This window comes from Nocardia flavorosea NBRC 108225 (assembly GCF_001613385.1).
In the GTDB taxonomy this organism is placed as follows: Bacteria; Actinomycetota; Actinomycetes; order Mycobacteriales; family Mycobacteriaceae; genus Nocardia; species Nocardia flavorosea.
The window spans coordinates 163006-189747 of the sequence record NZ_BDCG01000022.1 but is presented as its reverse complement, the minus strand read 5'-3'; the positions used below and the strand labels follow the sequence as shown (position 1 = coordinate 189747).

Below are 26742 nucleotides of genomic sequence, written 5' to 3'. Positions count from 1 at the left end.
GTATCCGCGACGCGCTCGACCGAATCCAGCAGCAGCTGAACGGCCCTGGTGGATGACCCCCGGCCGGTGCCCACGGCGGCAGGATTCCGGACTTGTCGTTTGCGCCGGCGGCGGCCCGTGCGGCATCGTTGAGAATGGAGAGCCGGGAAGCCTGGTCGGCGATCCCGGTCCAGCCGCGGGCCGGGATCGCAGCCGACGAAAGACGATCTTGCCTGATGAGTTCTCCCGGATCCGGCCGACGGATGGTTTCGGCATATATCAACCCGCCCAGCGGTGAAGTGATCCGCAGGTGGTGCAGCGAGCAGTTTCACGACTCGCGCACCGCCCACCGGCAGTCGACCATTACGACGTCGGCCGGACCCACCCACGTCCTAGCTCTCGGCGATACCCACGAGCCGGGGCCCGTCGTCGTGGTGGTCCCCGGAACGAACATGAACACCGCGGCCTTGCTTCCGTTCCTGGCCGAGCTGGCGACCCGGTACCGGGTCATCGCCGTGGATATACCGGGCCAGCCCGGGCTCAGTGCGCCGCAGCGGCCCACCAGGGACCGGACGGACTGGTATGGACGGTGGCTCGACGAGGTGCTGGAGCAGACCGTGCCCGATACCGCCGTGTTGCTCGGACATTCGCTGGGCGGCGCGATAGCCCTGGCCTGCTCATCGCCACGGGTCGGCGGCCAGGTGCTGATAGCACCGGCCGGGCTGGTTCGCCTGGCGGTGCCGCCGCGCCTGCTCGTGGCGACCCTGGCCTGGCTCGCCGCTCCGTCACGGGACCACACGAGCAGCCTTCTGCAAGCGATGACGGGCCCGGCACGAACTGTTGCACCGCATCTGGTGGATTGGATGACCCTGGTCGCCCGCTACTGCCGGTCCACCCTGGCGCCGGCGCCACTGAATCCCGGAGTACTCGAACGTTGCCGGTCGGCCCCCTGCGTGGTGGCCACCGGTTCGCACGATATCTTCCTGCCACCCCGTCGTCTGGAACCCGCCGTTCACGACCTGCTCGGGACCGAGCTGCGTGTCCTTCCGAGTTGTGGGCACCTGGCCCTCGACGACGACCCGGCCGGAGTCGTGGAACTGGTCGACGACCTGACCGGACGCCTGTGAGCCCGGCCGGATCGGCCAGCGGACATCGAGACTGTCGGGATATGCGGATCAGTCGGGGAACATCTCGCGGCGGTGCTTCTGCCAGCGGCTCATCATCTCGGGAAGTTCGGCACGCATGAACCGGTAGTACTCCAGCGTCTCGCGGACCCGGCGGCCACCGGGACGGGCGGCGTCGAGCAGTTCGACACCGTCGCTGAGGAACCGCAGGGCCCGGTCGAGCGATTCCTGACGCCGGCTGGTGATCGCGTACCAGACATCTTCGTCGTAGACCCGATAGGTGTCGGCGCGCTCCCCGGGCTCGCGTTCCCGGCCGAGCAGCCCGGCTTGGACGAGGTAGCGGACAGCGCCCGAGATCGCGGCGGGGCTGACCTGGAGCCCGGTCGAGAGTTCCTGGGCGGTGTAGCGCTCGGCATCGTCTGCGAGAACGTAGGCGAAGACTCGGGCCGCCATCCGCGGTGTGCCCGAGTCCGCGAGCAACAGCGCGAATTGCTCGACGAACCGCAGGACCGCCTGTTCCTGCTGGTCCTGCTCGTCCACCCAGACCTCCTCTACCCCTGTCGACGTATGCAGTTACATCATAGCCTTCAAACTATTCACACATTTGTGAAAGAAATGTAGGCTGAAGGTATGGATACCGCAGTCGCAATCTCTGGGTTGCGCAAGACTTTTGGCCGTACCACCGCGCTCGACGGCCTGGATCTCGACGTCCGGCGAGGTGAAGTCCACGGCTTCCTCGGCCCGAACGGTGCCGGGAAGACCACGACCATCCGGGTCCTACTCGGACTCCTACGCCCCGACAGTGGGGCGGTCGAACTACTCGGCGGGAATCCCTGGCGGGACGCGGTCGCATTGCACCGTCGCCTGGCCTACGTCCCCGGCGATGTGGAACTGTGGCCGAATCTCACCGGCGGAGAGGCGATCGACGTATTCGCCCGGCTGCGGGGCGCGGTGAACACGACCCGTCGCGAAGAGCTGATCGAACGGTTCGACCTGGACCCGACGAAGAAGGCCCGCACCTACTCCAAGGGCAACCGGCAGAAGGTCGCCCTGATCGCGGCACTGGCCTCGGATGCGGATCTGTTCCTGCTCGACGAACCCACCGCCGGACTGGATCCCCTGATGGAGGTGGTGTTCCAGGATGTGGTCGCCGAGGTGAAAGCACGGGGCGGCACTGTGCTGCTGTCCAGCCACATCCTGGCGCAGGTCGAGAAACTCGCCGACCGGGTGAGTATCATTCGCAGCGGGCGGGTCGTGCAGACCGGCACCCTCGCCGAGCTCCGGCATCTGACCCGCACCACGGTCGAAGCCGTGACCGAACGCCCGATCGAGGACCTGAGTCCGCTGGCCGGCGTCCACAATGTGAGCACCGAGGACGGCCGGGTCCGTTTCGATGTAGACATCGACGCACTCGACGCAGCGATCGCCGCGGTCAGCCGCGCCGGCGTTCGCGCGCTCACCAGCCACCCGCCCACCCTCGAAGAGCTCATGCTGCGTCATTACGGCGACGAACTCGCCGCCGCGGGCAACGGAGCAGGCAAATGACGACCACGGCAATCCATTCCGGCACACCTGCCGCGGCCCCGATCGATCCGCAGCAGACCACCTGGCGCGACACCCTGGCCGGTACCGGCGCGCTGGTACGGCTCGATCTGCGACGGGACCGGATCAAGCTCCCCGCATGGGTCCTCGGCATCACGCTGATGAGCGTCTACTACGCCTCGGCACTGCAGCAGGTATACACAACTCCCGAAGATCTGCGGGCGGTCAGCCAGTTCAGCGAAGGAGTCGTCGGCGCGCTGATCTCGGGCCCCGGATACGGCCTGACCGACCCCACCATCGAATCGGTGATCGTCGCCGTCTACGGCCTGTACTACCTGCTACTCGCCGCCCTGATGAATATTCTGCTCATCTCCCGGCACACCCGTGTCGAAGAACAGACCGGGCGTGCCGAACTCGTCCGCGCCAATGCGGTCGGGCGCCATGCCCAGCTCACCGCCGCACTCGTCCTCGCGGTCATCGCGAATCTCGCGGTGACAGTGTTGATCGCCGGTTCGTTCGCCGCGGCCGGGCTCGATACCTCCGACGCCCTGCTGTTCGGTGCCAGTGTCGGTGCGGCGGGTCTGGTCTTCGCCGCGATCACCGCGGTCACCGTGCAGATCACCGAATACTCCCGCGCCGCATCCGGACTCGCGGGGCTGGCATTGGGCATCGCCTATGTCATCCGCGCCGCCGGCGATGCCGTCCGGGAAGGCGGCAGCGCACTGTCGTGGCTGTCCCCGCTGGCCTGGTCGCAGCAGACCCGCGCCTACGCAGACGGACGCTGGTGGCCGCTGCTGCTGTCCGCCGCGCTGGTTTCGGCGGTCACCGCGATGGCCTACTTCCTCTCCTCGCGCCGCGACCTCGGTGCCGGGCTGGTGCCGCCACGCCCCGGCCACCGGGAGGCTCCGGCCTGGCTGGCCACACCGGTGGCGTTGGCGGCCCGGCTGCAGCGGGCCGGGCTCATCGGCTGGGCCTGCGCCCTGGTTGCCAGTGGAGCGCTCTACGGCGGGATAGGCAACACCATCGTCGATTCCTTCGACGACCTTCCCGGCCAGGTCATCGACGTCATGGGCGGCGACGCGAGCCGTATGCTCGACGGTTATCTCGGCACCATGGCGTTCTTCGACGCACTGCTGGTCACGGTCTTCGCGATCCTCGCCGTGCAATCCCTGCGCACCGAGGAAACCGCCGGCCGCACCGAACCGGTGCTCGCCACCGCGACCGGCCGGGTCGTCTGGTTCGCCGGATACATCGGTGTCGCGGCACTCGGGGCCTTGGCTCTACTCGCCACCACAGGTCTGGGCTTCGGGATCGCGCTGGCACTGTCGGTCGGCGACGCCGGCTACGTTGCCGACGGCCTGGTATCCCACCTCGTATTCGCGCCCGCGGTGTTGCTGGTACTCGCGATCGCCGCCCTGCTCTACGGCGTCCTCCCGCAGGCGATCGGCGCCACTTGGGCACTGTTCGGGTTCGCCCTGATTCTCGGCTTCTTCGGCCCGATCATGAACCTGCCCCAGTGGGTCCACGATCTGTCTCCGTTCCAGCACATCGCCCGTATCCCGATGGAGGAACTCCGCTGGCCGGCGGTGATCGTCCTGACCGTGCTGGCGGCCGTATCAGCCACCGTCGGCGCGTACCGCTTCCGGGAGCGCGACCTGGACACCCCCTGACCCTCGACGGCCCGCGACCACGATCGCTGTTCTCTGCCCCGACCGGAAACGTACTGCCCCGGCGCGGTTTCCGCGCCGGGGCAGGGCAAGCCCTCCTTGTCAGGGTGCGACTGTTACGGGTTCCTCGGCAGCAGCGGCGACGGGGCGCCGGCCGAAGTACAACAGCCCGGCGGCAAGCGCGCCGACGAACAACGCCAGCATGCCCGCGAACAGCCAGCCGACGCCGAAGTTGGCGATGATGGGAATCGCTCCGGCAGTGACGAGACCGCCCCCGAAGAACGGCTCCATGATCAGCTGCTTGTACCCGAATGCCTGGTATGCCGGGGTTTTGAGGTCCGGGTCGACCACCCGCAGCAGGATCAGGCCGGTGGAGGTCACGCCCATGGCCTGCCCGACATCAGCGATCCCGCGTTCGAACCAGAAGTCCGGCAGCATCCGGCGCGCCAGGAAGATGAACGCACCGGCCGTCCAGACCAGTCCGGTGACGGCCAGCAGGATGAACGGACCCATATTCGCGGCAATCGCCGTCAGCGACAAGGTGCCCAGGGCGGCGATGACCAGCACATCGAGGCTGAAGCCCTGCAGACGCTCGATCATCTGTACATCGACGATCTCCTCGCGGTCGAACGCCTGGATCAATCCCTGCACGATGATCCCGCCGATCATGGCGATCGGGAACAACGGCACGTGGGCAAACAGTTCGAAGCTGTCGGCCCACAGCTTCGACTCCACCCACTGGATCCCTTCCAGCATCAGCCAGCCGATCAGCACCGCTACCGCCAGCAGACCGAAATGCAGGGTCAGCGGCTCGATCGACGAGGGATTCACCGTCAGCGTTCCGGCGGAACGACGCCGCTCCTTCTCCACCAGCCCCGCACGCTCGGCAACCGAAGGCTCCGCGTCCACCCGCAGTTCGGTGGTTTTACCGGTGCGAACACCCCAGTTGATCAACGCGATCCCGCAGATGATGCCGGACAGTACGCCCACTGTCGCCAGGCCCAGCGCCAGATCCTGCCCCTCGGGGAAACCGAATTCCTCGAACGTGCCGGCCATACCCGCGGCGGTGCCGTGTCCGCCCTCGAACCCGATTTCGATCAGTGTGCCGGCCATCGCCGGCAGCCCGAACACCGGACCGAGCACCAGAATCGCCAGCAGCAGACCGAACACGTACTGACCACTGGCCACTGTCATGCCGAACGCGATCTGTGGCCCGGCCACCCGGAACGCCTTTCGCGGTGACGGCAGCTTGTGCCCCATCAGCAGACCGGCGAATACCAGCGAGATCAGCAGGCCCGGCAGGGTTTTCCACACCTCGATGATCTCCGGGGTCAGCAGCCCCGACTCGGCGAATCGGTCGGTCCCGAACAGCCCGGCGATCCGGCCGAAAACATCCGGCCCGACCAGCAGAGCCAGCGCCCCGCCGATGATCGAACTCGGAATGAACAACTTCTGTGCCAATCGCCATTTGACCCTGATGATCTTGGCGATCAGCATCATCACACCCAGCAACAACAGTGCGAAACCGATTGCGTTGGGAGACATATCCACCTACTTCCGTCATAGCGACACCGAACACAACCCGCAGCGCGTGCCTATGGGTGTGATGATGAACAAATCGTGCCGTTGTTTGACGGTACAATAGAGATTGGTCCGTCGATTTGTAAACCCCTTCCCGCCGGCGGCAACAGGTACCGAACCCCGCGAACGACCCACCGGCCCACTCGACCTGCCCACTTCCGGCCCGACTCCGCCAGAGTCTCCAGCCCAGCCCATACACGAAAACCCCGCAGCCGACAGAGCGGCCGCGGGATCCGGAAACGCAGGTCAGGAACGCAAGTCGCGCTGGTTGAACCGGACGAACCCCAGGCATACCAGAGCGGTACTCACCGCGAACAGGATGGCCGCATCCGCCCATTGCATACCGTTGCGCAGCGGCTCACCACCGATGTAATAATGGAACGGCGAGAGATACTTCAGCCAGTCCACACCGATCACCCCGGCGAGGTTGCCCGCGATGTAGGTGAGCACCCCGATACCCACCGAAATACCCAGTACCGGACCACGTTTGCCGAGCGCAGCGCCCAAACCGACAGCCAGCGCGCCGAAAGCGATCCCGAGCAGCGCCAGCTGCACACACTGGGCGGCGAGTTCTGCGATCCCGATCGATTCCAGCCCGGCACCGGACCGGATCGCCAGCATGCCGGCGAACACGAGGGCCGCGATGGCGACGGCGCCGGTGACCAGCCCGGCGAACCGCTCCACGGCCAGCCTGGTCCGGCCGACAGGATGGGCCAGCAAGAGGTCGAGATAGCCGGTTTCCTCGTCCCCGGCAACAGCACGGGCACCGAAGGTGACCCCGAATGCCATCACCAGCAACGGCAGCAGCAGACCGAAAACCGTCGATCCCAGATACCCCGCGGCCGAGCCGATATCCTCCATCCGCAGTGCTTCGCGCATCGCTTCGGGGTAGTTCTGGACGGTTTCGGCCAACCCGCTGCCACCACCGACCTGCGGATAGAACGCGGCGTACATCAGGCCGACCGCCGCTGTACCGATCGACCACGCCGCCAGCGCGCGGCGGTTGTCGGCGAGGGTCCGGGTGTAGATATCAGGCAGCATCGGCTTCTCCGGTGTAGTAGCTGTGGAACAGATCCTCGAGGGCGGGTTCGGTGACCAGCAGGCCCGCGACCTGGTAACCGGCCAGGACGCGAAGTAGCGCGTCCGGGCTGCCGGTGACCTGACAGCGCAGGGTCGAAGCCTCGATGCGTACATCGGCGACCCCGGCCAAACCGGTGAATGCCGCCGTATCGACGGGCCCGGTGAACGTGACTTCGACATCACGGACCGCGCCGGCGCGCAAACCGGCGACAGTATCGAGAGCGACCAGGCGGCCCTCACGAATGATGGCCACGCGGTCGGCGACGGCTTCGACCTCGCTCATGATGTGACTGGACATGAACACCGTCTGCCCGCCCGCGGCGGCCTCGGCGACCATATCGAGGAAGATCTGCTGCGCCAGAGGATCAAGGCCCGAGGTGGGCTCGTCGAGGATGAGCAGTTCGGGTTCGTGCATGAACGCCTGTACCAGACCGACCTTCTGCCGGTTACCCTTCGACAACGCCGAGATCTTTTTGCCCTGATCCAGCTCCAGCCGCTCGCACAGGGCGTCGATCCGATCGGCGCCCGCGCCCCCACGCAAGGCAGCGAGGAAGCGCAGTGCCGCCCCGACCTTCTGCCGCCCGGGCGCAACGAAATCTCCTGCGAGATAACCGATCCGCGCGTGCACGACCACCGCGTCGACGCGCGGATCCAGGCCGAGCACGCGGGCACTGCCGCCGGTCGGACGAATGAGGTCCAGCAGCAGGCGAATGGTCGTGGATTTCCCGGCCCCGTTGGGACCCAGGTAGCCGAAGACCTCGCCTCGTTCGACCGAAAGTGACAGTTCGACCAGACCTCGGGACGAGCCGTAGGTCTTCGTGAGCCCGTTCAGCTCGATCGCTTTCACCATGGAACAGAAATTATCGAACTTTCAGAGATTTGTAAACACTCAGAACACTCGCAGCTCTGATACCTTCGGAACCATGGGAACGAACGAGCGACTGCGGGAAGCCGCGGAGAAGCTGGCACTGACGCTCTCGGCCGGCGGCGGGATGCAGCGGTCGACGGCGCGTGTGCTGACAGCACTGCTCTACACCGAACAGGACACGATGACCGCCGCCGACCTGTGCACGGAACTGTCGATCAGCTCCGGCGCGGTATCGACCGCCATCAAACATCTGATGCCGGTCGGCCTGATCGAACGGGTCCCCGCGCCGGGCAGCCGCCGTGACCACTACCGTTTCCGCGCCGGCGCCTGGGCAGCGCTGATGTCGCAGCAGAACACCATGCTGGCCACCATGCGCGATTCGGCACAGGAAGGTATCGACGCCACCGGCCCGGACACCGTCACCGCACGACGCCTGCACGAAATGCAGGATTTCTACACCTTCATGCTCAACGAACTCGTCCCCCTGATCGACCGATGGCGCGAGCAATACGCCGACCACCCCCCGAGTCGACCGCGGGCGGTCCCGGAAACGCAGCGAACGACGGCGCCGCAACCGGTGCCCGGATCAGGACGGCCCGGTGCGTGACGCGATCTCTACCGCGGACCCGATGCCCTCGTACCAGGGTTCTCCATGCCCCGGTAGCACCGACCGCGCCCCGGTATTCGCCAGCTCGGCCAGCGACTGCAAGGCCATGGGGCTGTCGGCGGTGGCCGCCCCGGACACGATCCGCGGGCCCCGGCCGCCGGTGTAGGGATCCAGCGTGACCAACGCGTCGCCGGAGATCACGGCGTCCCGTTCGGGCAGGTGCAGGGCACAGTGGCCGAGGGTGTGCCCGGGCGTGAACACCACGCGGGGTCTACCGGGCACGGGAAGCCGGGTTCCGGCTTCCATGGATGTGATGTCGTTCAGCCCGCGAACGAGCAGCGCCCCCGCCAGAGCCATCTTGACCGGTACCGGCAGGGCGCGCGGGTACCTGATCGGGTAGGTCAGTGGGTTGCGTTCCCGCTTGTAGCGGTACGGATGGGCAGCCGGCGATCGATCGCCTTCGTGGGTGTAGACGGGTGTCCCCCACGTTCGGTACACCCGCCGGGCCGAGCCGGCATGGTCGAAGTGCGCGTGGGTGAGCAGTACCGCACGGACGTCGGCCGGGGTGCGGCCGAGGTCGTGCAGCGCGGCGCCGATACGGCGAAAGGTCGCCGGCAGTCCGGTATCGACCAGCGTGACACCGTCCTCGTCCTCGATCAGGTACACATTGACATCGGCGTGGGCGAGTCGATGTATCCTGTCGGCGACGTTCCGTACCAGCATGGCGCCGTCCTACCCGGCACCCCGCAGGCCAAACGCGACAGCTGTTCACCGGCCCCGCCGGTGTGTCGCCGGCCACTTCCAGTGAGCGAGAACAAGCGGTACGACGCTGCCGGGCGACCATACGCTGACAGCGTGAAAGGCATTCAGGAAAGCTCCGGGACCCCCGCAACCGATCACCATGCCGCACTGTTCCGGCCGCTGACCGTCCGTTCGCTGGACCTGGCGAACCGTATCGTCATGTCGCCGATGACTCGATCGGCTTCTCCGGGCGGGATCCCGGGCGCCGATGTCGCCCACTACTACCGGCGCCGCGCCGCCGGCGGGACGGGCCTGATCATCACGGAGGGGGTCGCCATCGACCATCCGGCCGCGGTCGACAATCCGCGCGTGCCGCGCCTGTACGGCGACGACGCGCTGGCCGGATGGCGGACCGTGGTCGACGAGGTGCACGCGGCGGGTGGCCGGATCATTCCGCAGCTGTGGCATGTGGGTCCGCTGTGGGGTGCGATGAGCAAGACCGTCGACCCGGTTGTCACGCCCATGCGACCTTCCGGGCGGTGGGGTACCGCCGGGACCACCTCCTATTCGGACGAGTACGTCGCGCGCGCCGCACAACCCACCAGGCCGATGACGGACAACGATCTCGCCGATGTCCTCTCCGCCTATGTACGCGCGGCGGTCACCGCCACCGAACTCGGTTTCGACGGTATCGCCCTGCACGGCGGCCACGGTTACCTGCTGGATTCGTTCCTGTGGCACGACACCAATACGCGCGACGACCGATGGGGCGGCGACCTCGCGGCGCGCAGCCGATTCCCCGCCGCGGTGGTCGCGGCCATCCGCGATGCCGTGGGCGCCGATATGCCGATATTCTTCCGTTTCTCCCAGCACAAACAGCAGGACTACACCGCCCGGATCGCCGAGACTCCCGACGAGCTGCAGGTGGCACTCGGCGCACTCGCCGATGCCGGCGTGGACGTTTTCGACGCCAGTATCCGGCGCTTCGACGTCCCGGCGTTCGAGGGCAGCGATCTGTCGCTGGCCGGCTGGGCCAAGAAGCTCACCGGCGCGCATGCCATGGCCGTCGGCAGTGTCGGGCTCGGGAAACCGTTGCGCGACAGCCGCGCCGCGGGCGCCGCGGAGATCGTCGACAATATCGCGGAGGTCGACCGCCGGATCGAGTCCGGCGAGTTCGACCTGATCGCCGTCGGACGCCTGCACCTGGCCGATCCCGCATTGGCGACAACCCTGCGTACCGGGGCACCGCTGACACCGTTCGATCGCGCTGCCCACGAGGGCAGCCTGCACTGACCTGCGCCTCGCACCGCGAATCGACGCATTTACCGGAAGGCACCACCATGGGCCACGTATTGGACAAGATCATGCAGCACGCCGACGAGATCCGCGCCGGAGCCGCGGAAGGGGAGTCGCTGATGCGGCTTTCCGATACCACCGCGCGGCATCTGCGCGATTCGGGTGTTATCCGCATGCTCCAGCCGAAGGAGTACGGCGGTTTCGAGGGACACCCTCGTGAGGCTGCCGAAACGACCATGGCCATCGCCGCGCTCGACGGTGCGGCGGGATGGGTCGCCGGGATCGTGGGCGTGCACCCGTGGGAACTGGCCTTCTTCGACCCCGAGGCGCAGGAGGAGGTCTGGGGCGCGGACAACGATATGTGGATGGCATCGCCGTACGCGCCGATGGGTATCGCGGTGCCGGTCGAGGGCGGCTACATCCTCAACGGGCGCTGGTCGTTCTCCTCGGGCACCGATCACTGCGGCTGGATCATGATCGGTGCCGCGGTCGGCGACAAGGACGGTAAACGCACCGGCAAGACGCTGCATGTACTGCTTCCGCGATCCGATTACGAGATCGACCACGACAGCTGGAACGTCATCGGCCTGCGCGGCACCGGCTCGAAAGATCTGATCGTCACCGAGGCGTTCCTGCCCGAATACCGCACTCTCGACGCCGACATCGTGCTGAACGGTAATGGCTGGCGCCACGCGGGCCGCGACGAAACCCTGTACAAGTTCCCGTTCTCGTGCATCTTCCCGCTGGGGATCACCTCGGCGCTGATCGGAATGACCGAAGGCGCACTGGCCTGCCATATCGCGGCGCAGAAGCAGCGGGTGCAGGTCACCGGCGTCCCCATCAAAGAAGACCCCTACGTCCTGTTCGCCATCAGCGAGGCCGCCGCGGAGATTTCCGCGGCCCGGGTATCGCTGCTGGAGACGGTGGACCGGTTCTGGGACAAAACCGATCGCGGTGAGGAGGTCGGTTTCGAAGAACGCGCGATCGGCCGGCGCACCCAGATCGCGGCGGCATGGCGCGCGGTGCGCGCGATGGACGAAGTGTTCGCCCGCGCCGGCGGCGGGGCGGTGCACTTGAAGACCCCGATGCAGCGGTTCTGGCGCGACGCCCACGTCGGCCTGACCCACGCCATCCACGTGCCCGGCACGATCTACCATTCGGCGGCCCTGACACAGCTCGGCGGCGACCCGCAGGGCCCGTACCGCGCGATGATCTGACACTCCTCGGCTTTCGCGGGCCGGCCGCCGAACAGCGGCGGCCGGCCGCGTTCATGTCGGGGGCGCGGACAGTTCGGCGCCGGCGCCGTCTTTGCTGGGTCGGCCGACATGGGATTCGGTCCGCAGACGTTCGACCATATGGGGGTAGTGCAGTTCGAAGGCGGGACGTTCGGACCGGATCGGCGGCAGTTCGTAGAAGTTGTGCCGCGGCGGTGGACAGGTCGTCGCCCATTCCAGCGAGTTGCCGGCGCCCCAGGGGTCGTCGACGGTGACCACCTCGCCGTAACGGTAGCTCTTGAACGCGTTCCACACGAAGACGATCATGGACGCGCCCAGTACAAACGAACCGATGGTCGAGACGGTGTGCAATGCGGTGAAACCGTCGTCGGGCTGGTAGTCGGCGTAGCGGCGGGGCATCCCTTCGTCACCCAGCCAGTGCTGCACCAGGAACGTGAGATGGAAGCCGATGAACGTGGTCCAGAAATGTATCCGGCCCAGGCGCTCGTCCATCAGCCTGCCGGTGAGTTTGGGGAACCAGAAGTAGATACCGGCGAAGGTCGCGAAGACGATGGTGCCGAACAGTACGTAGTGGAAGTGCGCGACCACGAAATAGCTGTCGTGCACATGCCAGTCCAGCGGCGGGCTGGCCAGGATCACCCCGGACAGGCCGCCGAGCAGGAAGGTGACCAGGAAACCGACGGCGAACAGCATCGGTGTTTCGAAGGTCAGCTGCCCCTTCCACATCGTCCCGATCCAGTTGAAGAACTTCACCCCGGTCGGGACCGCGATCAAGAAGGTCATCAGCGAGAAGAACGGCAACAGCACCGCGCCCGTGGCATACATGTGGTGCGCCCACACCGCCATCGACAGCCCCGCGATCGATATCGTCGCGAACACCAGCGCGGTGTAACCGAAGATCGGTTTACGGCTGAAGACCGGGAAGATCTCGGAAACGATGCCGAAAAACGGCAGCGCAACGATGTACACCTCGGGATGCCCGAAGAACCAGAACAGATGCTGCCACAGGATCACCCCGCCGACACCCGGGTCATAGATGTGCCCGCCGAGATGCCGATCGTAGGCGAGCGCCATCAGCGCCGCGGTGAGGATCGGGAACGCCAGCAACACCAGAATGCTGGTGATGAATACGTTCCAGGTGAAGATCGGCATCCGGAACATGGTCATCCCGGGGGCCCGCATACAGATCACCGTGGTCATCATGTTCACCGCGCCGAGGATCGTGCCCATACCCGATAACGCCAGCCCCATAATCCACAGATCCCCGCCGACTCCCGGCGAGAACTGCATCGTGCTCAGCGGTGTATAACCGGTCCACCCGAAGTCCGCGGCACCGCCGGGAGTGATGAAACCGGCGGTCGCCATGGTGGCACCGAACAGGTACAGCCAGTAGCTCAGCGCATTGAGCCGCGGAAATGCCACATCCGGAGCACCGATCTGCAACGGCAGGACAGCGTTGGCGAAACCGAACACCACCGGCGTGGCATAGAACAGCAGCATGATCGTGCCGTGCATGGTGAACAGCTGGTTGTACTGCTCCGGGGAGAGGAATTGCAGCCCGGGACGCGCCAGCTCGCCGCGGATCAACAACGCCAGCAGGCCACCGATCAGGAAGAACCCGGTCGCCGTCACCAGATACAGCACCCCGAGCACTTTCGGGTCCGTGGTGGTGACCATCTTCCACAAGTACGAACCCTTGGGTCCGACCCGAGCCGGAAACGGCCGGGCGGCAGTGAGCTCGGCCGGTGGAGATGGTGGAACTGCCATCGCACGCTCCTCTGTTCGGTCCACTCGGGCATTCGGCCCCGTTGCCCGCGGGCCTACCCCGGTCGTATCGCGCCAAACCCTGCCCGCTGCGCGGGGTGGATCGGATGAGCGACACTCCTGCTCACGAAATTTCCGGCGAAAGGGCCCGCGACCTCGGCACCCGCTGCGGTCGCGGGCCCTCGATCCGAACCCCGGATCGCCGAACCGGGCCCCTCCGGGTTCACCTACCGGACCCGGGATCGTGCCGGGCGAATCCGGATCGCCGATACTCGGAACCCCTAGTGTTCGACGAACTGCATCGGAGCCGGTATGACCGCTGTCAGCGCCCCACAACGCGTCCACGTATCCGTCAGTGCCGCCGTGGCCACCGTGACGATCGACCGTCCGCCTGTCAATGCAGTCGATCCCGCGCTGATCTCCGAGCTTCTCACCGCGCTGCCACCGCTGGTGGCGGACCCTGGAGTGCGCTGCCTGGTCGTGCGGGGCACGGGCCGGTGCTTTGTCGCGGGTGCCGATATCCGGGTGATGCGCGAGCTCACCGAGGAGACACAGCGGGCGATGCGGCCCTGGGTCGAGGTCCAGCGATTGCTGGAGACGGCGCCCAAACCTGTGCTGGCGGCAATCAATGGGCATGCCTTGGGCGGCGGTGCAGAACTCACGCTGGCCTGCGATATGCGGGTGATGTCCGCATCCGCGACCATCGGGTTCCCCGAGATCGAGCTCGGCCTGTTCCCCGGTGCGGGTGGCAGTCAGCGGTTGCCGCGGCTGCTCGGCGCGCACCGCGCGAAACTTCTGATGATGCAGGGTTCACGGCTGAACGCCGAGGAGGCCTTGCGGGTCGGGCTCGTGGACGAAGTCGTGGCGGACACCGAATTCTCGGCCCGCGTCGACGAGCTCGCCGCCGCCCTCGCTGCCAAACCGACCCGCACCGTCGGTCTGCTCAAGGATGTCGTCGAACGAGGGCTCGAGCTGCCCCTCGACGAGGCACTGGAACTGGAGTTCACCGCCGTGCTCGAGCTGATCCGCACCGGCGACGCTGCCGAAGGGTTACAGGCGTTCCTCGATAAGCGCACGCCGTCGTTCGGCGGCCGGTGATCGGCCCGAAGGAGTCATGATGGAATTCGGACGCTGGCGGCGCGGTGCCGCCGCCCTGGGCGTACTGGTCGCCCTGGTATCGGCGACGGCTGCCTGCACCCGGCCGGCCACCCAGCAGGCGACGGGCTCCGGGCCGATCCGTATCTCGGTGGGTGTGGACCCCTCCTACGCACCGTTCTTCGTCGCCGAGCAGGAGGGGATGTTCGAACGAGCCGGGCTCGATGTCCGGGTCGTCCAGACCGAGGGCGGGGCGGCGAGCGCCCAGAACGTTGTGGCCGGAACGTCCGAGCTGTCCGGTAACGCCGACTCCACGGCGCTCACCGTCATGGCCGCGAATCCGAGCCTGCGCGCCCTGGGTGTGTACGAGGAATCGGATCGGTATTTCCAGGTGGTGGTGCGCGAAGGGGTCGAGCCGAATCAGATCCGGACGGTGGGTGTCTTCCCCGGTATCGGCCTGTACTTCACTGATCTCTACCTGCGCAGTATCGGTCTGGATCCCGCCGCGGTCGAACTCGTCACCACAAGTCCGCCCGATCATCCGCCGCTGCTGGGACGCGGCGATATCGACGCCTTCGTCTCGTTCGACCCGTGGGTGAGCCAGGCCGTGGCAGGCGGTGGCCGAGTGGTCGCCACCAGCGGCGATTTCGACGCCCGGTACACGCAGTGGCTCGTCGCTACCGACGCGTGGTTGTCGGCGAACGAGGAGGTCGCGGCGCAGGTGTTCGATGTGCTCTCGGAGGCTGCCGCGATCGTCGACACCGACCCCGACCGCGCCGCCCGCGCGGTGGCGGCGGCCATCCAGCAGGATCCGGCCGAGGCCCGGCGCACCATCGACCAGATCGACTTCGGCGTGCGCGATTTCACCGACGAGGACATCGCCCGGGCGAACGATCTGGTCACCTTTTTCCAGGAGCAGGACAAGATCGGCGGCTCCGTGGATACCGGACAGGTGCTGCAACGGGGCTGGGTAGACGACCACGTCCTGGGCGCAGCCACTCCGGCACAATCCCCGCGCTAGGTCCCGGTCCGCACGGACAAGGGGCCGGAAACGACGTCACGATCGACAGAAAACGGAGAAATCATGGTCGAGCCCGCTGTCCGGGTGGTGGAACTGGCCGGCCCGCTCACCCGCTTCGCGGGCCGGGTTCTGGTCGGACTCGGCTTCGAGGTGATCCTGGTGGAGCCTGCCGGGGGCGATCCGAGCCGGAGCGAATCGGACGGACACCCCTTCGCACACTGGCACGCGGGCAAGAAGTCGGTAGCGCTGGATCTGGGCGCCGATAGCGGTCGTGGCGCCTTGGAACGGCTACTGGCCACCGCCGACATCTACCTCGACGGCAGCACGCCGGGTTCCGAACCCGTCACACCGCCTTCCAGCGCGGTGGTCCACGTACGGGTGACACCGTTCGGGCTGACCGGCCCCCGGGCGGAGTGGGCGGCGACCGATCTCACCCTCGCCGCGCAGGGCGGCATGCTGGCCCAGGTCGGCGACCCCGACGGCCCGCCGCTGGCACTACCGGAGAACCAGGCCGAACAGCTCGCCGGTATCAATGCGGCTGTCGGCGCGCTGCTCGGTATGCGGGCGCGGCGCCACGGTCCGGTCCCGGTCGTCGATATCTCCGCCCAGGAATGCGTGGCCGCGAGCCTGGAAGCCGGGGCCCTGGCCTACCTCCACGAGGATCGGGTGCCGCCGCGCCCCGGCCGGGTGCACCCACTGGTCCCGCACGGGTTGTTCCAAGCCGCCGACGGTTATGTCGGGGGCGGGCTCGGGGGCAGTCCGCGTATGTGGGACGCGCTGCTGGCGTGGCTGGTGGAGGAGAACGCTGCCGCCGACCTCACCGACCCGCGCTGGGGTGACCCGGTCGAGCGCAAACGCCACCAGGACCACATCTTCGACGTGGTCGGGCGGTTCATCGGAAAGTGGCCCAAACACGAGTTCGCGGCCGCCGCGCAGGAACGCAAACTGCCGTGGTCGGCGGTGGACCGCCCGGACGAACTGCTGGTGAACCCGCAGCTCAACGATCGGGATTTCTTCCTCGACGTCGTCCGCGACGGTGTTGCGTCGCGGGATCTCGGATTCGGATTCGCCTTCCCCGAAGGGGCCCGGATACCGGAACTACATGTGCCCGCGCCCGGGGAACATCAGCAGCTCGTCCCGGACGCGGAACCGCCGGCGGCCGGCGCGCTCACCGTGAGCGCCGGCCGTCGACCGCTGGAAGGTATCCGGGTCCTCGACCTCACCTGGGTGCTGGCCGGCCCGTATTGCACGCGTATCCTGGCCGACCACGGCGCCGATGTCGTCAAGGTCGAATCCCGGGGCCGCCCGGACCCCACCCGGTTCGCGCCGTTCATGCACCTGTCCCGGGGGCCGCACGACGACCCGGACACCAGCGGTTATTTCAACGATGTCAATCGCAACAAACGCAGTATCACCCTCGACACCCGTTCCCCCGAGGGACTGGAGGTACTGGCCGACCTTCTCGCGCACAGCGATGTGGTGGTCGAGAACTTCAGTTCCACGGTGATGACGAAAATGGGCTTCGGTTACGAGCGGCTGTGTGCACTGCGGCCGGATATCATCTACGTCTCGATGTCCGGGACGGGGCATACCGGACCGCACAGCGGATGGGTCTCGTACGCCGATATCGTCTCGGCCGCAACGGGTTTGACCGCGCTTACCGGCTGGAGCGCCGACGAGGTCGTCGGGGTCATCTATGGTCACGGCGATATCGTCGCGGGTCTGCAGGCCGCGACGGCGGTCCTCGCCGCACTCGACCATCGCGACCGCACCGGGCGCGGACAGCATATCGATCTGTCCCAGCTCGAGGCCATGGCCTCGCATATGGGCGCCGCCGTACTCCGGGCGACCGGGTCCGGCCGGCCCGGCGAACCGATCGGCAACGCCCATCCCACGATGGCGCCGCACGGCGTATTTCCGTGTCTGGGACCCGACCGCTGGTGCGCGATCGCGGCCCGCGACGACACCGATTGGCGGCAGTTGTGCGCCGTGATCGAACGTCCGGAATGGGCGGCCGATTCCCGGTTCGATTCCGTTGCGGGGCGCCGGAGGCACGCCGAACCGATCGCCGCGGCGATAACCGAGTGGACCAGGCCCCTGCCCGCGGAACTCGTCTCGGAACGGTTGCAGCGGGCCGGTGTACCGGCGGGACCGGTGCGTAACGGACGCGATCTGGTGGAGACCGACCCGCAACTGCGGGCCCGCGAATTCTATGTGCGCGGTGTGCATCCGAAGGTCGGTGCCTTTCTCCATGAGGGCTCCCCGATCCGAGTGGGCGAACCGGTTACGGTCCGCCGCGCCGCCCCCCTGCTGGGTGCCGATACCGATGCGGTCCTGCGAGATATCGCCGGCTACGGACCCGAGACCATCGAACGCCTCCGCGCCGCGGGCATCCTCACCTGACCCGCCGCGGCCACCCCACCACCACACGATCCGAGGAGTAACCATGCGCGCCGCCCGGCTGCACGAATTCGGCAGAGACCCGGTCATCGACGATATCGACGCCCTGGTACGAGGTCGCGGGCAGACACTCGTACGGGTCGACGCCGCGGCCCTCGGGCATCTCGATCTGACCATCGCGAGCGGCACCTTCGACGTCCGCCCCGAACTGCCCCATATCGGCGGCACCGACGGTGCGGGTACCGTAGTCGACTCGGATACCTTCGCGCCCGGGACCCGGGTCCTCATCCGCGGCGGGGGTATCGGGCTGTTCAAGAACGGGTGCTGGGCCGAGTATCTCGCCGCGGCCGACAAGGTGTTCACCCCCTTCGACACCGCGCTGGAGCCGACCGTCGCGGCAACCTTCTTCCTGCCGAGTACCACCGGGTACGTCGCCGTGCACGATATCGCCCGGGTGACCACGGGTGAACGGGTGATCGTCTCCGGAGCGTCGGGCGCAGTCGGTTCGATGGCGGCCCAGTTCGCTCTCGCGGCGGGCGCCGCGGAAGTGATCGGCGTGGTGCCGCGCGACGATCAGGCCGCCCTGCTGCCGGCAGGCGTTCGCCCCGTGGTGGGCCGCGGTGAACGAGTGGCGGAAGAACTGGGCAGCGATCCCGTGGCGGAGGTGCTGATCGATACGCTCGGCGGCGATCTGCTGCCGGTGCTGCTGCGGCGTATCGCACCCGGCGGGCGAGCAGCCCTCATCGGCTACACCCTGGGTACCGATCTGCACGTCGACCTGCCGAACTGGCTGCTCGCCGATGTGGCCTTGCTCCCCGTCAATATGATCCGCAAATCCGCCCGGCAGGCCGAGCTGGCACCGAAGCTGATCACCATGCTGGTGGCCGGTGAGGTCGCGCTGGCAGTGCAGTCGTTCCCGCTCGACGAGATCGCCATCGCATTGCAGGCCATGCGCGACGGGAAGGTCACCGGCCGCGCAGTGGTTGTCCCCTGAGTGTGTACCGTGCCGATTTCCGCCGCGGGCCCTTCGTTGCCGGCGGACCTGACAATTCCCGCTCTGCTGCGCGATCGAGCGGACAGCCGTGGCGATCACCTCGCGTTGCGGGCCGGCCCGGTGCGGCTGACCTATGCCGAACTCCCCGGCCGGGCCGCGGCCATGGCCGGTTCGCTGGCACGGCACGGCGTCCGCCCCGGTGATCCGGTGGCCGCGCTTTCGCGCAATCGCATCGAACTGATCGACCTGTTACTCGGCTGCGCCTGGCTGGGCGCCGTCGCCGTACCGCTGAACACCGGGTTGCGCGGAAATTCCCTGGCATATGTCTTGCTGAATTCCGGGGCCCGGCATCTGATCGTGGAGGCGGAGTTCGCCGACCGGGTCGCCGCGGCCGGGTTCGACGGCACAGTCTGGGTGATGGGCACCGGTCCGGGCCCCGGCCCGCAGGGGCCGCCGGCACCTGTCGGCCCCGTATCCGCGCTGACACCGGCGGCCGTGCTATTCACCTCCGGTACCACCGGTCTGCCCAAAGGTGTGCTCTGCCCACACGCGCAATCCCTCTGGTGGGGGCAGGCGGTGGGGGCCTCGCTCGGTCTCGGGCCCGACGACGTCCTCTATACCGGTCTACCGTTGTTCCATACGAATGCGATCAATGCCGTGTTCCACGCGCTCGTCGCGGGCGCGACCTTCGTACTCGGGGAACATTTTTCGGTGCGGGAACAGTGGCGCCGAGTGGCCGGCGCCGACGCGACCGTGATCTACCTGCTCGGCGCGATGGTCGCGATGCTCGCGGGGCAGCCGCCGGGCTCGTTCGATCGCGCGCATCGAGCTACCCGCGCACTGGCGCCGGCCACCCCCGCACATATGTACGAGCCGTTCCGGGAACGGTTCGGGATCGAGCTGATCGACGGGTTCGGCAGCACCGAAACCAATCTCGTACTCGGCAGTCTGCCGGGCGTACGGCGGGCCGGATATCTCGGCGTCGTCATGCCCGGATACGAGGCCGCGGTCATCGGCGAATCCGGTGCCCGGGTCGCCGACGGTACCCCGGGTGAGCTGGTGGTACGCACGGAATTCCCGGGCGCGTTCGCGCTCGGGTACCTCGGTGAACCGGTTCCCGGACCGCGCGCGTGGCGGCGTACGGGTGATCGGGTGATCCGGGAGCCCGACGGCTGGTTCCGTTTTGTCGACCGGATCAAGGACGTCATCCGCCGGCGCGGTGAGAACATCTCCTCCGTACAGGTGGAACAGGTGCTGGCCGGACATCCGGCGGTAGCCCAGGTGGCGGTGTTCCCCGTCCCTTCCGAGCTGGCCGAGGACGAGGTCATGGCGGCGGTCGTTCCCCGGCCCGGTGCGTCGGTGGACCCGGGCGGGCTTCGTCGCTTCGCCTCCGCCCACCTCGCCGACTTCGCGCTGCCGCGCTACATCGATGTGGTCGAGACCCTGCCGCTCACCGAAACCGGCAAGGTCCGGAAAGCCGATCTGCGTGCCCGCGGAGTGACCGCGCGAACCTGGTCGGCCGACGACCGTCGACCGAGCCGGGCGGACACCGTTCCACCCCCGGCAACGGTCGCCCCGAACCCGCCGGCTACCGACTCACCGGCCACAGCCGTTGAGTGAGCACAGCGCCGGCGTGCACATCGCGGCGCTGTCGGGTGAGCTGTGATGGCAGCGCATCGCCTGCAGGGCCCGGCTGATCCCGACGCCCGCGGTGCGCAGCGCCCCGGTGACCCGGCTGACGTTGAGTCGCGCGGTGGGACCGGTGACCGAGAGTGCTCCCGCGATCGTCTGCGGCCCGCTGAACACCGGCACCGCAACACTCATATACCCCAGCCTGGTCTCCTCGACCTCCACCGCGATCTGTTCCCTGCGCATCCGGTCGAGTTGCCGGCGCAACACCGAGACCGACATCGTCGTCCGTGAGGTGAGCGCGGTGAACCCCTGTTCGACCACCTCGGCGAATACCGATTGCGGGGAGAACGCCAGAATCATCTTGCCGGTGGCCGTGCAGTACAGCGGAAGCCGGCCCGCCACCCGGGACTGCTGTTTGAGCCCACGATGGCCGACGATTTTCTCGATGTAGAGCACGTCGATCCCGTCGCGGACCGCGAAATGCACGGTCTCCTGGGTGGCGATCAGCAGATCTTCCATATAGGGCAGCGCCGCATCGCGCAGGATCCGCTGCCGGGGTACCAGCTGACCGAGTTCGAACAGGCGTAATCCGAGCCGGTATTTCGTCCCCGACCGTTCCAGCAGGCCCCAGTCGACGAGTTCACCGGCCAGCCGGTGTACCGAAGCCTTCGCGACACCACTGCGCCGGGCCAGCTCGGTGAGGGCGAGGTCGCGGTGTTCGTTGTCGAACGCGTCCAGGATCATCCGGGCTTTGCTCAGCACCGAAGACATCTCGGTGCCCGTGGCGGGCACCGATTCGAGGGATATATCCGGAACCGGATCGGCCGGGCGGTGTGCGGCTGTCGTCATGGTGACCTCCTGACGCCTTGCAGGGCTCCGTCCCTCGAGGAGCCCGACCGGCGAACCCGCCGGACTGGTGACGCTAGCTGGCACGCCGACGATCCGCAGCACATTCGGGTCCGTTGAGCGGACCCGGTTCATCATGTCTGCTGAACGGACTCCGGTTCATCCCCGCCGCCGCGCGGCTCGAACGGCTGCCGGATCTCCCGGAGGAACCGGCGCACCGAGCCGGCGATTCGCGGTGCCTCATGTTCGATCAGCGCGACGGTGCCTTCCGCGAAGATGACCTGCTCCACAATCGCCGCGCCGGTCAGCCGGGCGCGCAGCGTCGGCAGATTTCCGATGGAGAAAGGGTCCGCGGCCGCGCCGAGCAGTAGTACCGGCGCGCGGACAGCGCCGATCCGTTCCTCCATGCGGTAACGGGCACAGGCCCGATGCCCTTCGGCAGGGTCCAGCCCATAGGTGAGCGCGTCGTGCATGAACCGGTCCAGGAGGTCGGTGCCGGGTTGTGGATAGTAGGGCCGGCGCAGCTCCCAGAGGGTGCCCAGATGCCGGCCGTCCGGAGTCCGCTCGGCACGGTCGACCGTCCCGCCGCCCGAGCGCCCGGCACGGTGGGCCTGATCCACCCACGGGCAGGACGACAGGATCACCGCCTCGACACGACCGGGGTGCGCGGCGGCCATCTCCAGTGCCACCGCGGCGCCGGTGTGATGGCCGAGCACCGCGACGCGCGGTATACCGAGCTCGTCCAGCAGCGCCCAGGCACCGGCGGCGAACATCTCGATGGTCTGCGGCGCCGGCAAGGCGGCGCTGGCCCCGAACCCGACCATATCCATCGCGATCACCCGATGGCCGGACGCGAGCAGCGGAATCAGCTCGCGGAACTCGTCCCATGAGCGCGGTGTCTGGTGCAGCAGCAACAGCACCGGCCCCGAACCTTGCTCGGCGTAGTGCAATTGGCCGAACGAGGTGTCGGCGTAACCGAACCGCACGCCCATCAGAACGCCGAGACCATCGGGGTGTCCACACCGATCACATCGACCTTCGCGGCGCCACCCGGATTGCCGAGCGGTTCGGCACGACCGGGCAGGATCTCGGTGAAGAACCGCACCGCGTCTTGTTTGAATTCGGGGTCGGCCTTGCGGTCCACCGTGATCGCCTCGACCGGGCAGGCCAGTTCACAGGCGCCACAATCGATACATTCGGCCGGATTGATGTAGAGCTTGCGATCACCCTCGTAGATGCAATCCACGGGGCATTCCTCCATACAGGAGCGGTCCGTGGTGTCGATGCACGCCTCACCGATGACGAATGGCATTGTCAATTCTCCTGTTCGGTGGAATGGCCGGGGAAGATATCGGCGCCGGGGTCCAGTTCCGTGGCGGCATTGTTCACCGCGGTGGCCGCCTCACCGAATCCCACGGCGATCAGCCGGACCTTGCCCGGATAGTCGGTGATATCGCCGGCGGCGTACACACGCGATACGCCGGTCCGCATGCGGGTGTCGACGACGATATGGCGGTTCTCGATCCGCAGGCCCCATTCGGTCAGCGGCCCGAGATCCGCGGTGAAGCCGAGCGCGGCGATCACCGACTGCGCCGGCAGCGTCGTGGTGGTCCGGTCGGGCTTGTGGTGGACGTCCACCTCGGAGATCCAGCCGTTGCCCCGCACAGCGGTGATATCCGAGTTCACCAGTATGCGCACACTGCTGTCGCGGACCTTGGCGACAGTGGCGCCGTGGGCGCGGAATTTGTCCCGCCGGTGCACGAGGGTCACCGACGAGGCGACCGGTTCCAGGTGCACCGCCCAGTCGAAGGCACTGTCACCGCCGCCGACGATGACGATGTCGCGGCCTTTGTGAGCGGAAAGGTCCGGGACGAAATAGCTGAGCCCGCGATCGAGAAAGTCCAGCCCCTTCGCCAGCGGGCGCGGAGTGAATGTCCCGATCCCACCGGTGACGACCACTGCACCGGCGGTCACCCGGCAACCCGCACCGGTGCCGACCACCACCCGGCCGTCCGCGGTGTGGGTGATCGTCTGGGCCTGCTCACCGAGCAGATAGACCGGGTCGTAGGGCGCGGCCTGGTCCAGCAACCGGTCGATCAGTTCGCGGCCCTTGACCGAAGGAAACCCCGCGATATCGAGGATTGCCTTCTCCGGGTACATCGCGCTCACCTGACCGCCCGGTTCGGACAGCGCGTCGAGCACAGCAACCCGCAGTCCACGGAAACCCGCATAGTACGCGGCGAACAGTCCGGCCGGTCCGGCGCCGACAACGAGGATATCCACCTCGAGCGCCGTACCGGCCGGCGCATTGGGCAATTCGTTCATACCGTGCACGCTAAGAGCGTTGCGGCGCAGACTGAATGAAACGGGTCCGGCCAGCAGACCCGATCCGGGAAAGCGTCCGGCCCCGGAAAACGACGAAAGGCGGGCCCCGGCACGTTGCCGGGGCCCGCCGCGTTCGGTGGCGCCGTCAGCTCACTCTGGTGCCCTCGACGAACTCCGCCCGGACCTGCTCGACAAGCTCCGGACGCGCGAAGAGTTGTGCCGCCGTCATCGCCAGCACCAGCGCGCCGTCGGTCACCGCACGGTCGCCCTCAGGGCCTGCCGCATACGCTGCGGCCTCCCGGGTGTGCATGGACAGGCCCGGCACGAATTCGATATTCGGATGGATGGAGGGAATCACCTGACTGATATTTCCCATATCGGTCGATCCCGGGAACACCTCGGCGCGCGGCGGTGCTGTCACGCGCCCGATCCGCGCGAAGTTCGCGTCGACCAGTTGCGCGAGGACCGGATTCGGTCGCAGACCGGCATAGGTCGGCGCCTGTTTCGTGATGTTCACCGTCGCCCCGGTGGCCAGCGCCGCCCCTTGCGCACACCGTTCGATCCGCGGCTGGAAATTGCTCACCAGAGCCTCGGTGTCCGCAGCCCGGATGTAGGTGCGGATCACCGCCCGCTCCGGGATCACATTCGGTACTTCCCCGCCGTCGCGTATCACGGCGTGTACCCGGACATCGTCGGGAAGCTGTTGCCGGAGCAGACCGATGGCGTTCAGCGTCAGCACCGCGGCATCGAGAGCGTTCACGCCGTCGTGCGGGGAAACCGCGGCGTGCGCGGCCTTCCCGGTGAATTCGACGTCGAGCGCGACACGGCCCAGGGTCCGCATGGCGGCGAGATTCTCCCCCGAGGGGTGCATCATCATCGCCGCATCGATTCCGTCGAGCCGGCCACTGTCGAGCAGATAGGTCTTACCGCCACCACCTTCTTCGGCAGGGCTGCCGACGGCAATGATCCGCCCGCCGGCACCGGAGCCTGCCAGCCATCGTCGCACCGCAATCGCCGCACCCAGCCCGATTGTGGCGATCACATTGTGACCGCAGGCGTGGCCGATCTCCTCCAGCGCGTCGTATTCGAGGAATATCGCGACCGTCGGCCCGGTGTCCGCCGAACCGAACTCCGCGAGGAAGGCAGTGGGCAGGCCGGCGACGCCCGTCTCGACGGTGAACCCTTCCGCGGCCAGCGTATCCGCGAGCAGCGCGCTGGCGTGGTGTTCGGTGAACCGGACCTCAGGGTTCCGGTGGATATCGTGACTCACCGACAGCAGCTTCTCCCGCAATTCGGCGATATCGTCGCGCAAAACCTTTTCCGCTTGCTCGTCCGATGCCATGTCCACCGGCCCCGATATCTCTGTCATTCCCATACTTCTTTCGATCGAATTGTGCATTAGGAGATCCCGTGAAGGGTTTGTCCCGGGCCGATCGGGATGCCCAGCAGTACCCATACCACGAAGAGAACGATCCAGATCGCGTAGTAGACGACCGCATAGGGGATCATCAATGCGAACACGGTGCCGATTCCCGCCTTCTTGTCGTAGCGCTGGATATAGCCGAGGGCTACCGCCAGGATCGGGCTGAGGGGTACCAGCATATTGGTCGACGAGTCCGCGATCCGGTACGCGAGCTGGGCGTACGCGGGGTTGATATCGTTCAGCATCATCATCGGCACGAAGACCGGTGCCATGATCGACCACAGCGCGGAACCGCTGGAGATCACCAGACTGAGAATCAGGGTGACGATACTGAGAATGACGAGGGCGACCACACCGTGCAATTCCAGATTCTGGAGCACCTCCGCGCCCTGTACCGCGATCCACAACCCGATTCTGGTCCATTCGAAGTAGGCGAGCGCCTGCGCCACCGCAAATACCAGCACCAGGATTCCGGCCAGTTCCCGTGCCGATTCGATCATCAATTTCGGCACATCGCTGCTGGACCGTATGGCGCCGGTGGCCGCACCGTAGACCACACCCACTGCGACGAAGAAGAGGAAAATAATCGGCACCAGCGAATCCATGAACGGCGAATCTATGATTCCATCGTCGTCGCCGCGCAGCAGGCCGTTCGGAGGTACGACGAGTACACCGGCGGCCACGACATAGACAATCGCCGCCAGCGATGCCCGGCGCAGACCGCGACGCTGTGCCACCGAGATCGTGAATTCCGCTGTCTCGACCGGCCCGGAACGCTCGTAGGGCCCCAGCCGCGGCTCGACGATTTTTTCCGTCACGAAAACACCCACCAGAGTGAGGATCACCGTCGACGCCGACATGAAGAACCAGTTCGCCACGGGCGTCACGACGGCTTCACTGTCGACGATTCCCGCCGCCGACGTGGTGAGCCCGGACAACAGCACATCGGTGCCGGCGATCAGGAAGTTCGCCGAGAACCCGGCCCCCACCGCCCCGAATCCGGCGGCGAGCCCGGCGATCGGATGTCGCCCCACCGCGAGGAAAAGCATCGCGGCCAGCGGTGGGATCACGATGGCGGCCGATTCCGAGGCCACATTGCTCACGATGCCGACGAAGATCACCACAAAGGTCAGCATCCGTGCCGACGCCCGCGCCACGATCGCCTTGAACGCGACCTCCAGCAAGCCCACCTGGTTGGCCAGGCCGACCCCGAGCAACATGACGATCACCAGACCCAGCGGCGGGAACGACAGGAAATTGCCGATCATCGACGTGAGCACGAACTCCAGCCCGTCGCCCGAGATCAGGCTCTGGATCGCGACCGGTTGGTTCTCCTTCGGGTCGATCACCGTTGCCCCGGCGAGCGAAGCTATAAGGGAGGCGACCGCGATCACCGCGGCGATCAGCAGGAAGAGAATGAACGGATGCGGCAGCCGATTCCCGACCCGCTCGACCCCGTTGAGAAAGTTACGCGGAATCCTGCGCGCTTGTGTGCGGATGGCATTCACCGGATCGGACACCC

Annotated in this window: 23 protein-coding genes; 11 read left to right on the top strand and 12 right to left on the bottom strand. The window is 67.1% G+C overall.

The window, feature by feature from the left end; translation table 11 throughout:
* The first annotated feature begins 215 nt into the window (after positions 1–215).
* Positions 216–1106, top strand: coding sequence for an alpha/beta fold hydrolase (locus NFL01S_RS29040; protein WP_168433922.1), 891 nt, complete (start codon positions 216–218; stop codon positions 1104–1106).
* A gap of 48 nt (positions 1107–1154) precedes the next feature.
* On the opposite strand, the gene NFL01S_RS29035 is transcribed toward NFL01S_RS29040, so the two are convergent.
* A complete protein-coding gene (locus NFL01S_RS29035) occupies positions 1155–1643 on the bottom strand; it encodes a GbsR/MarR family transcriptional regulator (protein WP_062979483.1) in 489 nt (162 codons plus the stop codon).
* Positions 1644–1733: 90 nt separating this feature from the next.
* Between NFL01S_RS29035 and NFL01S_RS29030 the strand changes: the two genes are divergently transcribed.
* Together NFL01S_RS29030 and NFL01S_RS29025 are read left to right on the top strand one after the other, a co-directional pair.
* Positions 1734–2648, top strand: coding sequence for an ABC transporter ATP-binding protein (locus tag NFL01S_RS29030; RefSeq protein WP_062979482.1), 915 nt, complete (start codon positions 1734–1736; stop codon positions 2646–2648).
* Positions 2645–4315, top strand: coding sequence for an ABC transporter permease (locus tag NFL01S_RS29025; protein ID WP_245670936.1), 1671 nt, complete (start codon positions 2645–2647; stop codon positions 4313–4315). The genes NFL01S_RS29030 and NFL01S_RS29025 overlap by 4 nt, the downstream gene beginning before the upstream one ends.
* 99 nt (positions 4316–4414) lie before the next feature.
* On the opposite strand, the gene NFL01S_RS29020 is transcribed toward NFL01S_RS29025, so the two are convergent.
* The 3 genes from NFL01S_RS29020 to NFL01S_RS29010 form a co-directional block, all read right to left on the bottom strand.
* Positions 4415–5857, bottom strand: coding sequence for a sodium/glutamate symporter (locus NFL01S_RS29020; protein ID WP_062979557.1), 1443 nt, complete (start codon positions 5855–5857; stop codon positions 4415–4417).
* Between the two features lie 282 nt (positions 5858–6139).
* Entirely contained in the window at positions 6140–6934 is a 795-nt protein-coding gene (locus NFL01S_RS29015) for a DUF2705 family protein (RefSeq protein ID WP_062979481.1), read from the bottom strand.
* The gene (locus tag NFL01S_RS29010; protein WP_062979480.1) at positions 6924–7823 is read right to left on the bottom strand and encodes an ABC transporter ATP-binding protein; all 900 of its coding nucleotides are present in this window, start codon (positions 7821–7823) and stop codon (positions 6924–6926) included. The genes NFL01S_RS29015 and NFL01S_RS29010 overlap by 11 nt, the downstream gene beginning before the upstream one ends.
* 73 nt (positions 7824–7896) lie before the next feature.
* Here NFL01S_RS29010 and NFL01S_RS29005 point away from each other — a divergent pair, with 73 nt between their 5' ends.
* Positions 7897–8448, top strand: a complete 552-nt coding sequence (locus NFL01S_RS29005; protein ID WP_063916081.1) for a GbsR/MarR family transcriptional regulator — start codon at positions 7897–7899, stop codon at positions 8446–8448.
* Here NFL01S_RS29005 and NFL01S_RS29000 read toward each other — a convergent pair.
* Entirely contained in the window at positions 8428–9171 is a 744-nt protein-coding gene (locus NFL01S_RS29000; protein ID WP_062979479.1) for an MBL fold metallo-hydrolase, read from the bottom strand. The two genes, NFL01S_RS29005 and NFL01S_RS29000, sit on opposite strands and share 21 nt — an antisense overlap.
* 132 nt (positions 9172–9303) lie before the next feature.
* Between NFL01S_RS29000 and NFL01S_RS28995 the strand changes: the two genes are divergently transcribed.
* Positions 9304–10482 (top strand): NADH:flavin oxidoreductase, encoded by a 1179-nt coding sequence (locus NFL01S_RS28995; protein ID WP_245670935.1) that lies wholly within the window; start codon positions 9304–9306, stop codon positions 10480–10482.
* Between the two features lie 47 nt (positions 10483–10529).
* Positions 10530–11702, top strand: a complete 1173-nt coding sequence (locus NFL01S_RS28990; protein ID WP_062979478.1) for an acyl-CoA dehydrogenase family protein — start codon at positions 10530–10532, stop codon at positions 11700–11702.
* 51 nt (positions 11703–11753) lie between these two features.
* Here the strand turns inward: NFL01S_RS28990 and ctaD are convergent, their stop codons facing one another.
* Entirely contained in the window at positions 11754–13487 is a 1734-nt protein-coding gene (ctaD, locus tag NFL01S_RS28985) for an aa3-type cytochrome oxidase subunit I (protein WP_062979477.1), read from the bottom strand.
* A gap of 309 nt (positions 13488–13796) precedes the next feature.
* Here ctaD and NFL01S_RS28980 point away from each other — a divergent pair, with 309 nt between their 5' ends.
* From NFL01S_RS28980 to NFL01S_RS28960, 5 genes are all read left to right on the top strand, one after another.
* Positions 13797–14582 (top strand): enoyl-CoA hydratase/isomerase family protein, encoded by a 786-nt coding sequence (locus NFL01S_RS28980; RefSeq protein WP_062979476.1) that lies wholly within the window; start codon positions 13797–13799, stop codon positions 14580–14582.
* 16 nt (positions 14583–14598) lie between these two features.
* Positions 14599–15600, top strand: a complete 1002-nt coding sequence (locus tag NFL01S_RS28975) for an ABC transporter substrate-binding protein (protein ID WP_245670934.1) — start codon at positions 14599–14601, stop codon at positions 15598–15600.
* A gap of 63 nt (positions 15601–15663) precedes the next feature.
* On the top strand, positions 15664–18003 hold the full coding sequence (locus NFL01S_RS28970; RefSeq protein WP_062979475.1) for a CaiB/BaiF CoA-transferase family protein: 2340 nt from the start codon (positions 15664–15666) through the stop codon (positions 18001–18003).
* A gap of 43 nt (positions 18004–18046) precedes the next feature.
* The gene (locus NFL01S_RS28965; RefSeq protein WP_062979474.1) at positions 18047–18994 is read left to right on the top strand and encodes a quinone oxidoreductase family protein; all 948 of its coding nucleotides are present in this window, start codon (positions 18047–18049) and stop codon (positions 18992–18994) included.
* Positions 18995–19003: 9 nt separating this feature from the next.
* Positions 19004–20614 (top strand): AMP-binding protein, encoded by a 1611-nt coding sequence (locus tag NFL01S_RS28960; RefSeq protein WP_371851872.1) that lies wholly within the window; start codon positions 19004–19006, stop codon positions 20612–20614.
* On the opposite strand, the gene NFL01S_RS28955 is transcribed toward NFL01S_RS28960, so the two are convergent.
* From NFL01S_RS28955 to NFL01S_RS28930, 6 genes are all read right to left on the bottom strand, one after another.
* Entirely contained in the window at positions 20591–21475 is an 885-nt protein-coding gene (locus NFL01S_RS28955; RefSeq protein ID WP_084493341.1) for an IclR family transcriptional regulator, read from the bottom strand. The genes NFL01S_RS28960 and NFL01S_RS28955 overlap by 24 nt on opposite strands.
* 131 nt (positions 21476–21606) lie before the next feature.
* Positions 21607–22464: an alpha/beta fold hydrolase gene (locus tag NFL01S_RS28950; RefSeq protein WP_063916080.1), complete on the bottom strand. Its 858-nt coding sequence runs from the start codon at positions 22462–22464 to the stop codon at positions 21607–21609.
* The gene (locus tag NFL01S_RS28945; RefSeq protein ID WP_062979473.1) at positions 22464–22784 is read right to left on the bottom strand and encodes a DUF362 domain-containing protein; all 321 of its coding nucleotides are present in this window, start codon (positions 22782–22784) and stop codon (positions 22464–22466) included. Before NFL01S_RS28945 ends, NFL01S_RS28950 begins: the two co-directional genes overlap by 1 nt.
* Before the next feature lie 2 nt (positions 22785–22786).
* Positions 22787–23797 carry an NAD(P)/FAD-dependent oxidoreductase gene (locus NFL01S_RS28940; RefSeq protein ID WP_062979472.1) on the bottom strand — a complete coding sequence of 337 codons (1011 nt, stop codon included), beginning with the start codon at positions 23795–23797 and terminating at the stop codon, positions 22787–22789.
* A gap of 145 nt (positions 23798–23942) precedes the next feature.
* The gene (locus tag NFL01S_RS28935) at positions 23943–25166 is read right to left on the bottom strand and encodes a M20 family metallopeptidase (protein ID WP_062979471.1); all 1224 of its coding nucleotides are present in this window, start codon (positions 25164–25166) and stop codon (positions 23943–23945) included.
* Between the two features lie 29 nt (positions 25167–25195).
* On the bottom strand, positions 25196–26740 hold the full coding sequence (locus tag NFL01S_RS28930) for an AbgT family transporter (protein ID WP_157117052.1): 1545 nt from the start codon (positions 26738–26740) through the stop codon (positions 25196–25198).
* Positions 26741–26742: the final 2 nt, after the last annotated feature.

Excerpts from the sequence above, each read along its gene's own strand:
- NFL01S_RS29010 (WP_062979480.1), bottom strand. The coding sequence starts at position 7,823 with ATGGTGAAAGCGATCGAGCTGAACGGGCTCACGAAGACCTACGGCTCG.
- NFL01S_RS29030 (WP_062979482.1), top strand. The coding sequence starts at position 1,734 with ATGGATACCGCAGTCGCAATCTCTGGGTTGCGCAAGACTTTTGGCCGT.
- NFL01S_RS29040 (WP_168433922.1), top strand. The coding sequence starts at position 216 with ATGAGTTCTCCCGGATCCGGCCGACGGATGGTTTCGGCATATATCAAC.
- NFL01S_RS28950 (WP_063916080.1), bottom strand. The coding sequence starts at position 22,464 with ATGGGCGTGCGGTTCGGTTACGCCGACACCTCGTTCGGCCAATTGCAC.
- NFL01S_RS29015 (WP_062979481.1), bottom strand. The coding sequence starts at position 6,934 with ATGCTGCCTGATATCTACACCCGGACCCTCGCCGACAACCGCCGCGCG.
- NFL01S_RS28940 (WP_062979472.1), bottom strand. The coding sequence starts at position 23,797 with ATGAACGAATTGCCCAATGCGCCGGCCGGTACGGCGCTCGAGGTGGAT.
- NFL01S_RS28935 (WP_062979471.1), bottom strand. The coding sequence starts at position 25,166 with ATGACAGAGATATCGGGGCCGGTGGACATGGCATCGGACGAGCAAGCG.
- NFL01S_RS28945 (WP_062979473.1), bottom strand. The coding sequence starts at position 22,784 with ATGCCATTCGTCATCGGTGAGGCGTGCATCGACACCACGGACCGCTCC.
- ctaD (WP_062979477.1), bottom strand. The coding sequence starts at position 13,487 with ATGGCAGTTCCACCATCTCCACCGGCCGAGCTCACTGCCGCCCGGCCG.
- NFL01S_RS29025 (WP_245670936.1), top strand. The coding sequence starts at position 2,645 with ATGACGACCACGGCAATCCATTCCGGCACACCTGCCGCGGCCCCGATC.
- NFL01S_RS28965 (WP_062979474.1), top strand. The coding sequence starts at position 18,047 with ATGCGCGCCGCCCGGCTGCACGAATTCGGCAGAGACCCGGTCATCGAC.
- NFL01S_RS28980 (WP_062979476.1), top strand. The coding sequence starts at position 13,797 with ATGACCGCTGTCAGCGCCCCACAACGCGTCCACGTATCCGTCAGTGCC.
- NFL01S_RS28975 (WP_245670934.1), top strand. The coding sequence starts at position 14,599 with ATGATGGAATTCGGACGCTGGCGGCGCGGTGCCGCCGCCCTGGGCGTA.
- NFL01S_RS29005 (WP_063916081.1), top strand. The coding sequence starts at position 7,897 with ATGGGAACGAACGAGCGACTGCGGGAAGCCGCGGAGAAGCTGGCACTG.
- NFL01S_RS28970 (WP_062979475.1), top strand. The coding sequence starts at position 15,664 with ATGGTCGAGCCCGCTGTCCGGGTGGTGGAACTGGCCGGCCCGCTCACC.
- NFL01S_RS28990 (WP_062979478.1), top strand. The coding sequence starts at position 10,530 with ATGGGCCACGTATTGGACAAGATCATGCAGCACGCCGACGAGATCCGC.
- NFL01S_RS29000 (WP_062979479.1), bottom strand. The coding sequence starts at position 9,171 with ATGCTGGTACGGAACGTCGCCGACAGGATACATCGACTCGCCCACGCC.
- NFL01S_RS29020 (WP_062979557.1), bottom strand. The coding sequence starts at position 5,857 with ATGTCTCCCAACGCAATCGGTTTCGCACTGTTGTTGCTGGGTGTGATG.
- NFL01S_RS28955 (WP_084493341.1), bottom strand. The coding sequence starts at position 21,475 with ATGACGACAGCCGCACACCGCCCGGCCGATCCGGTTCCGGATATATCC.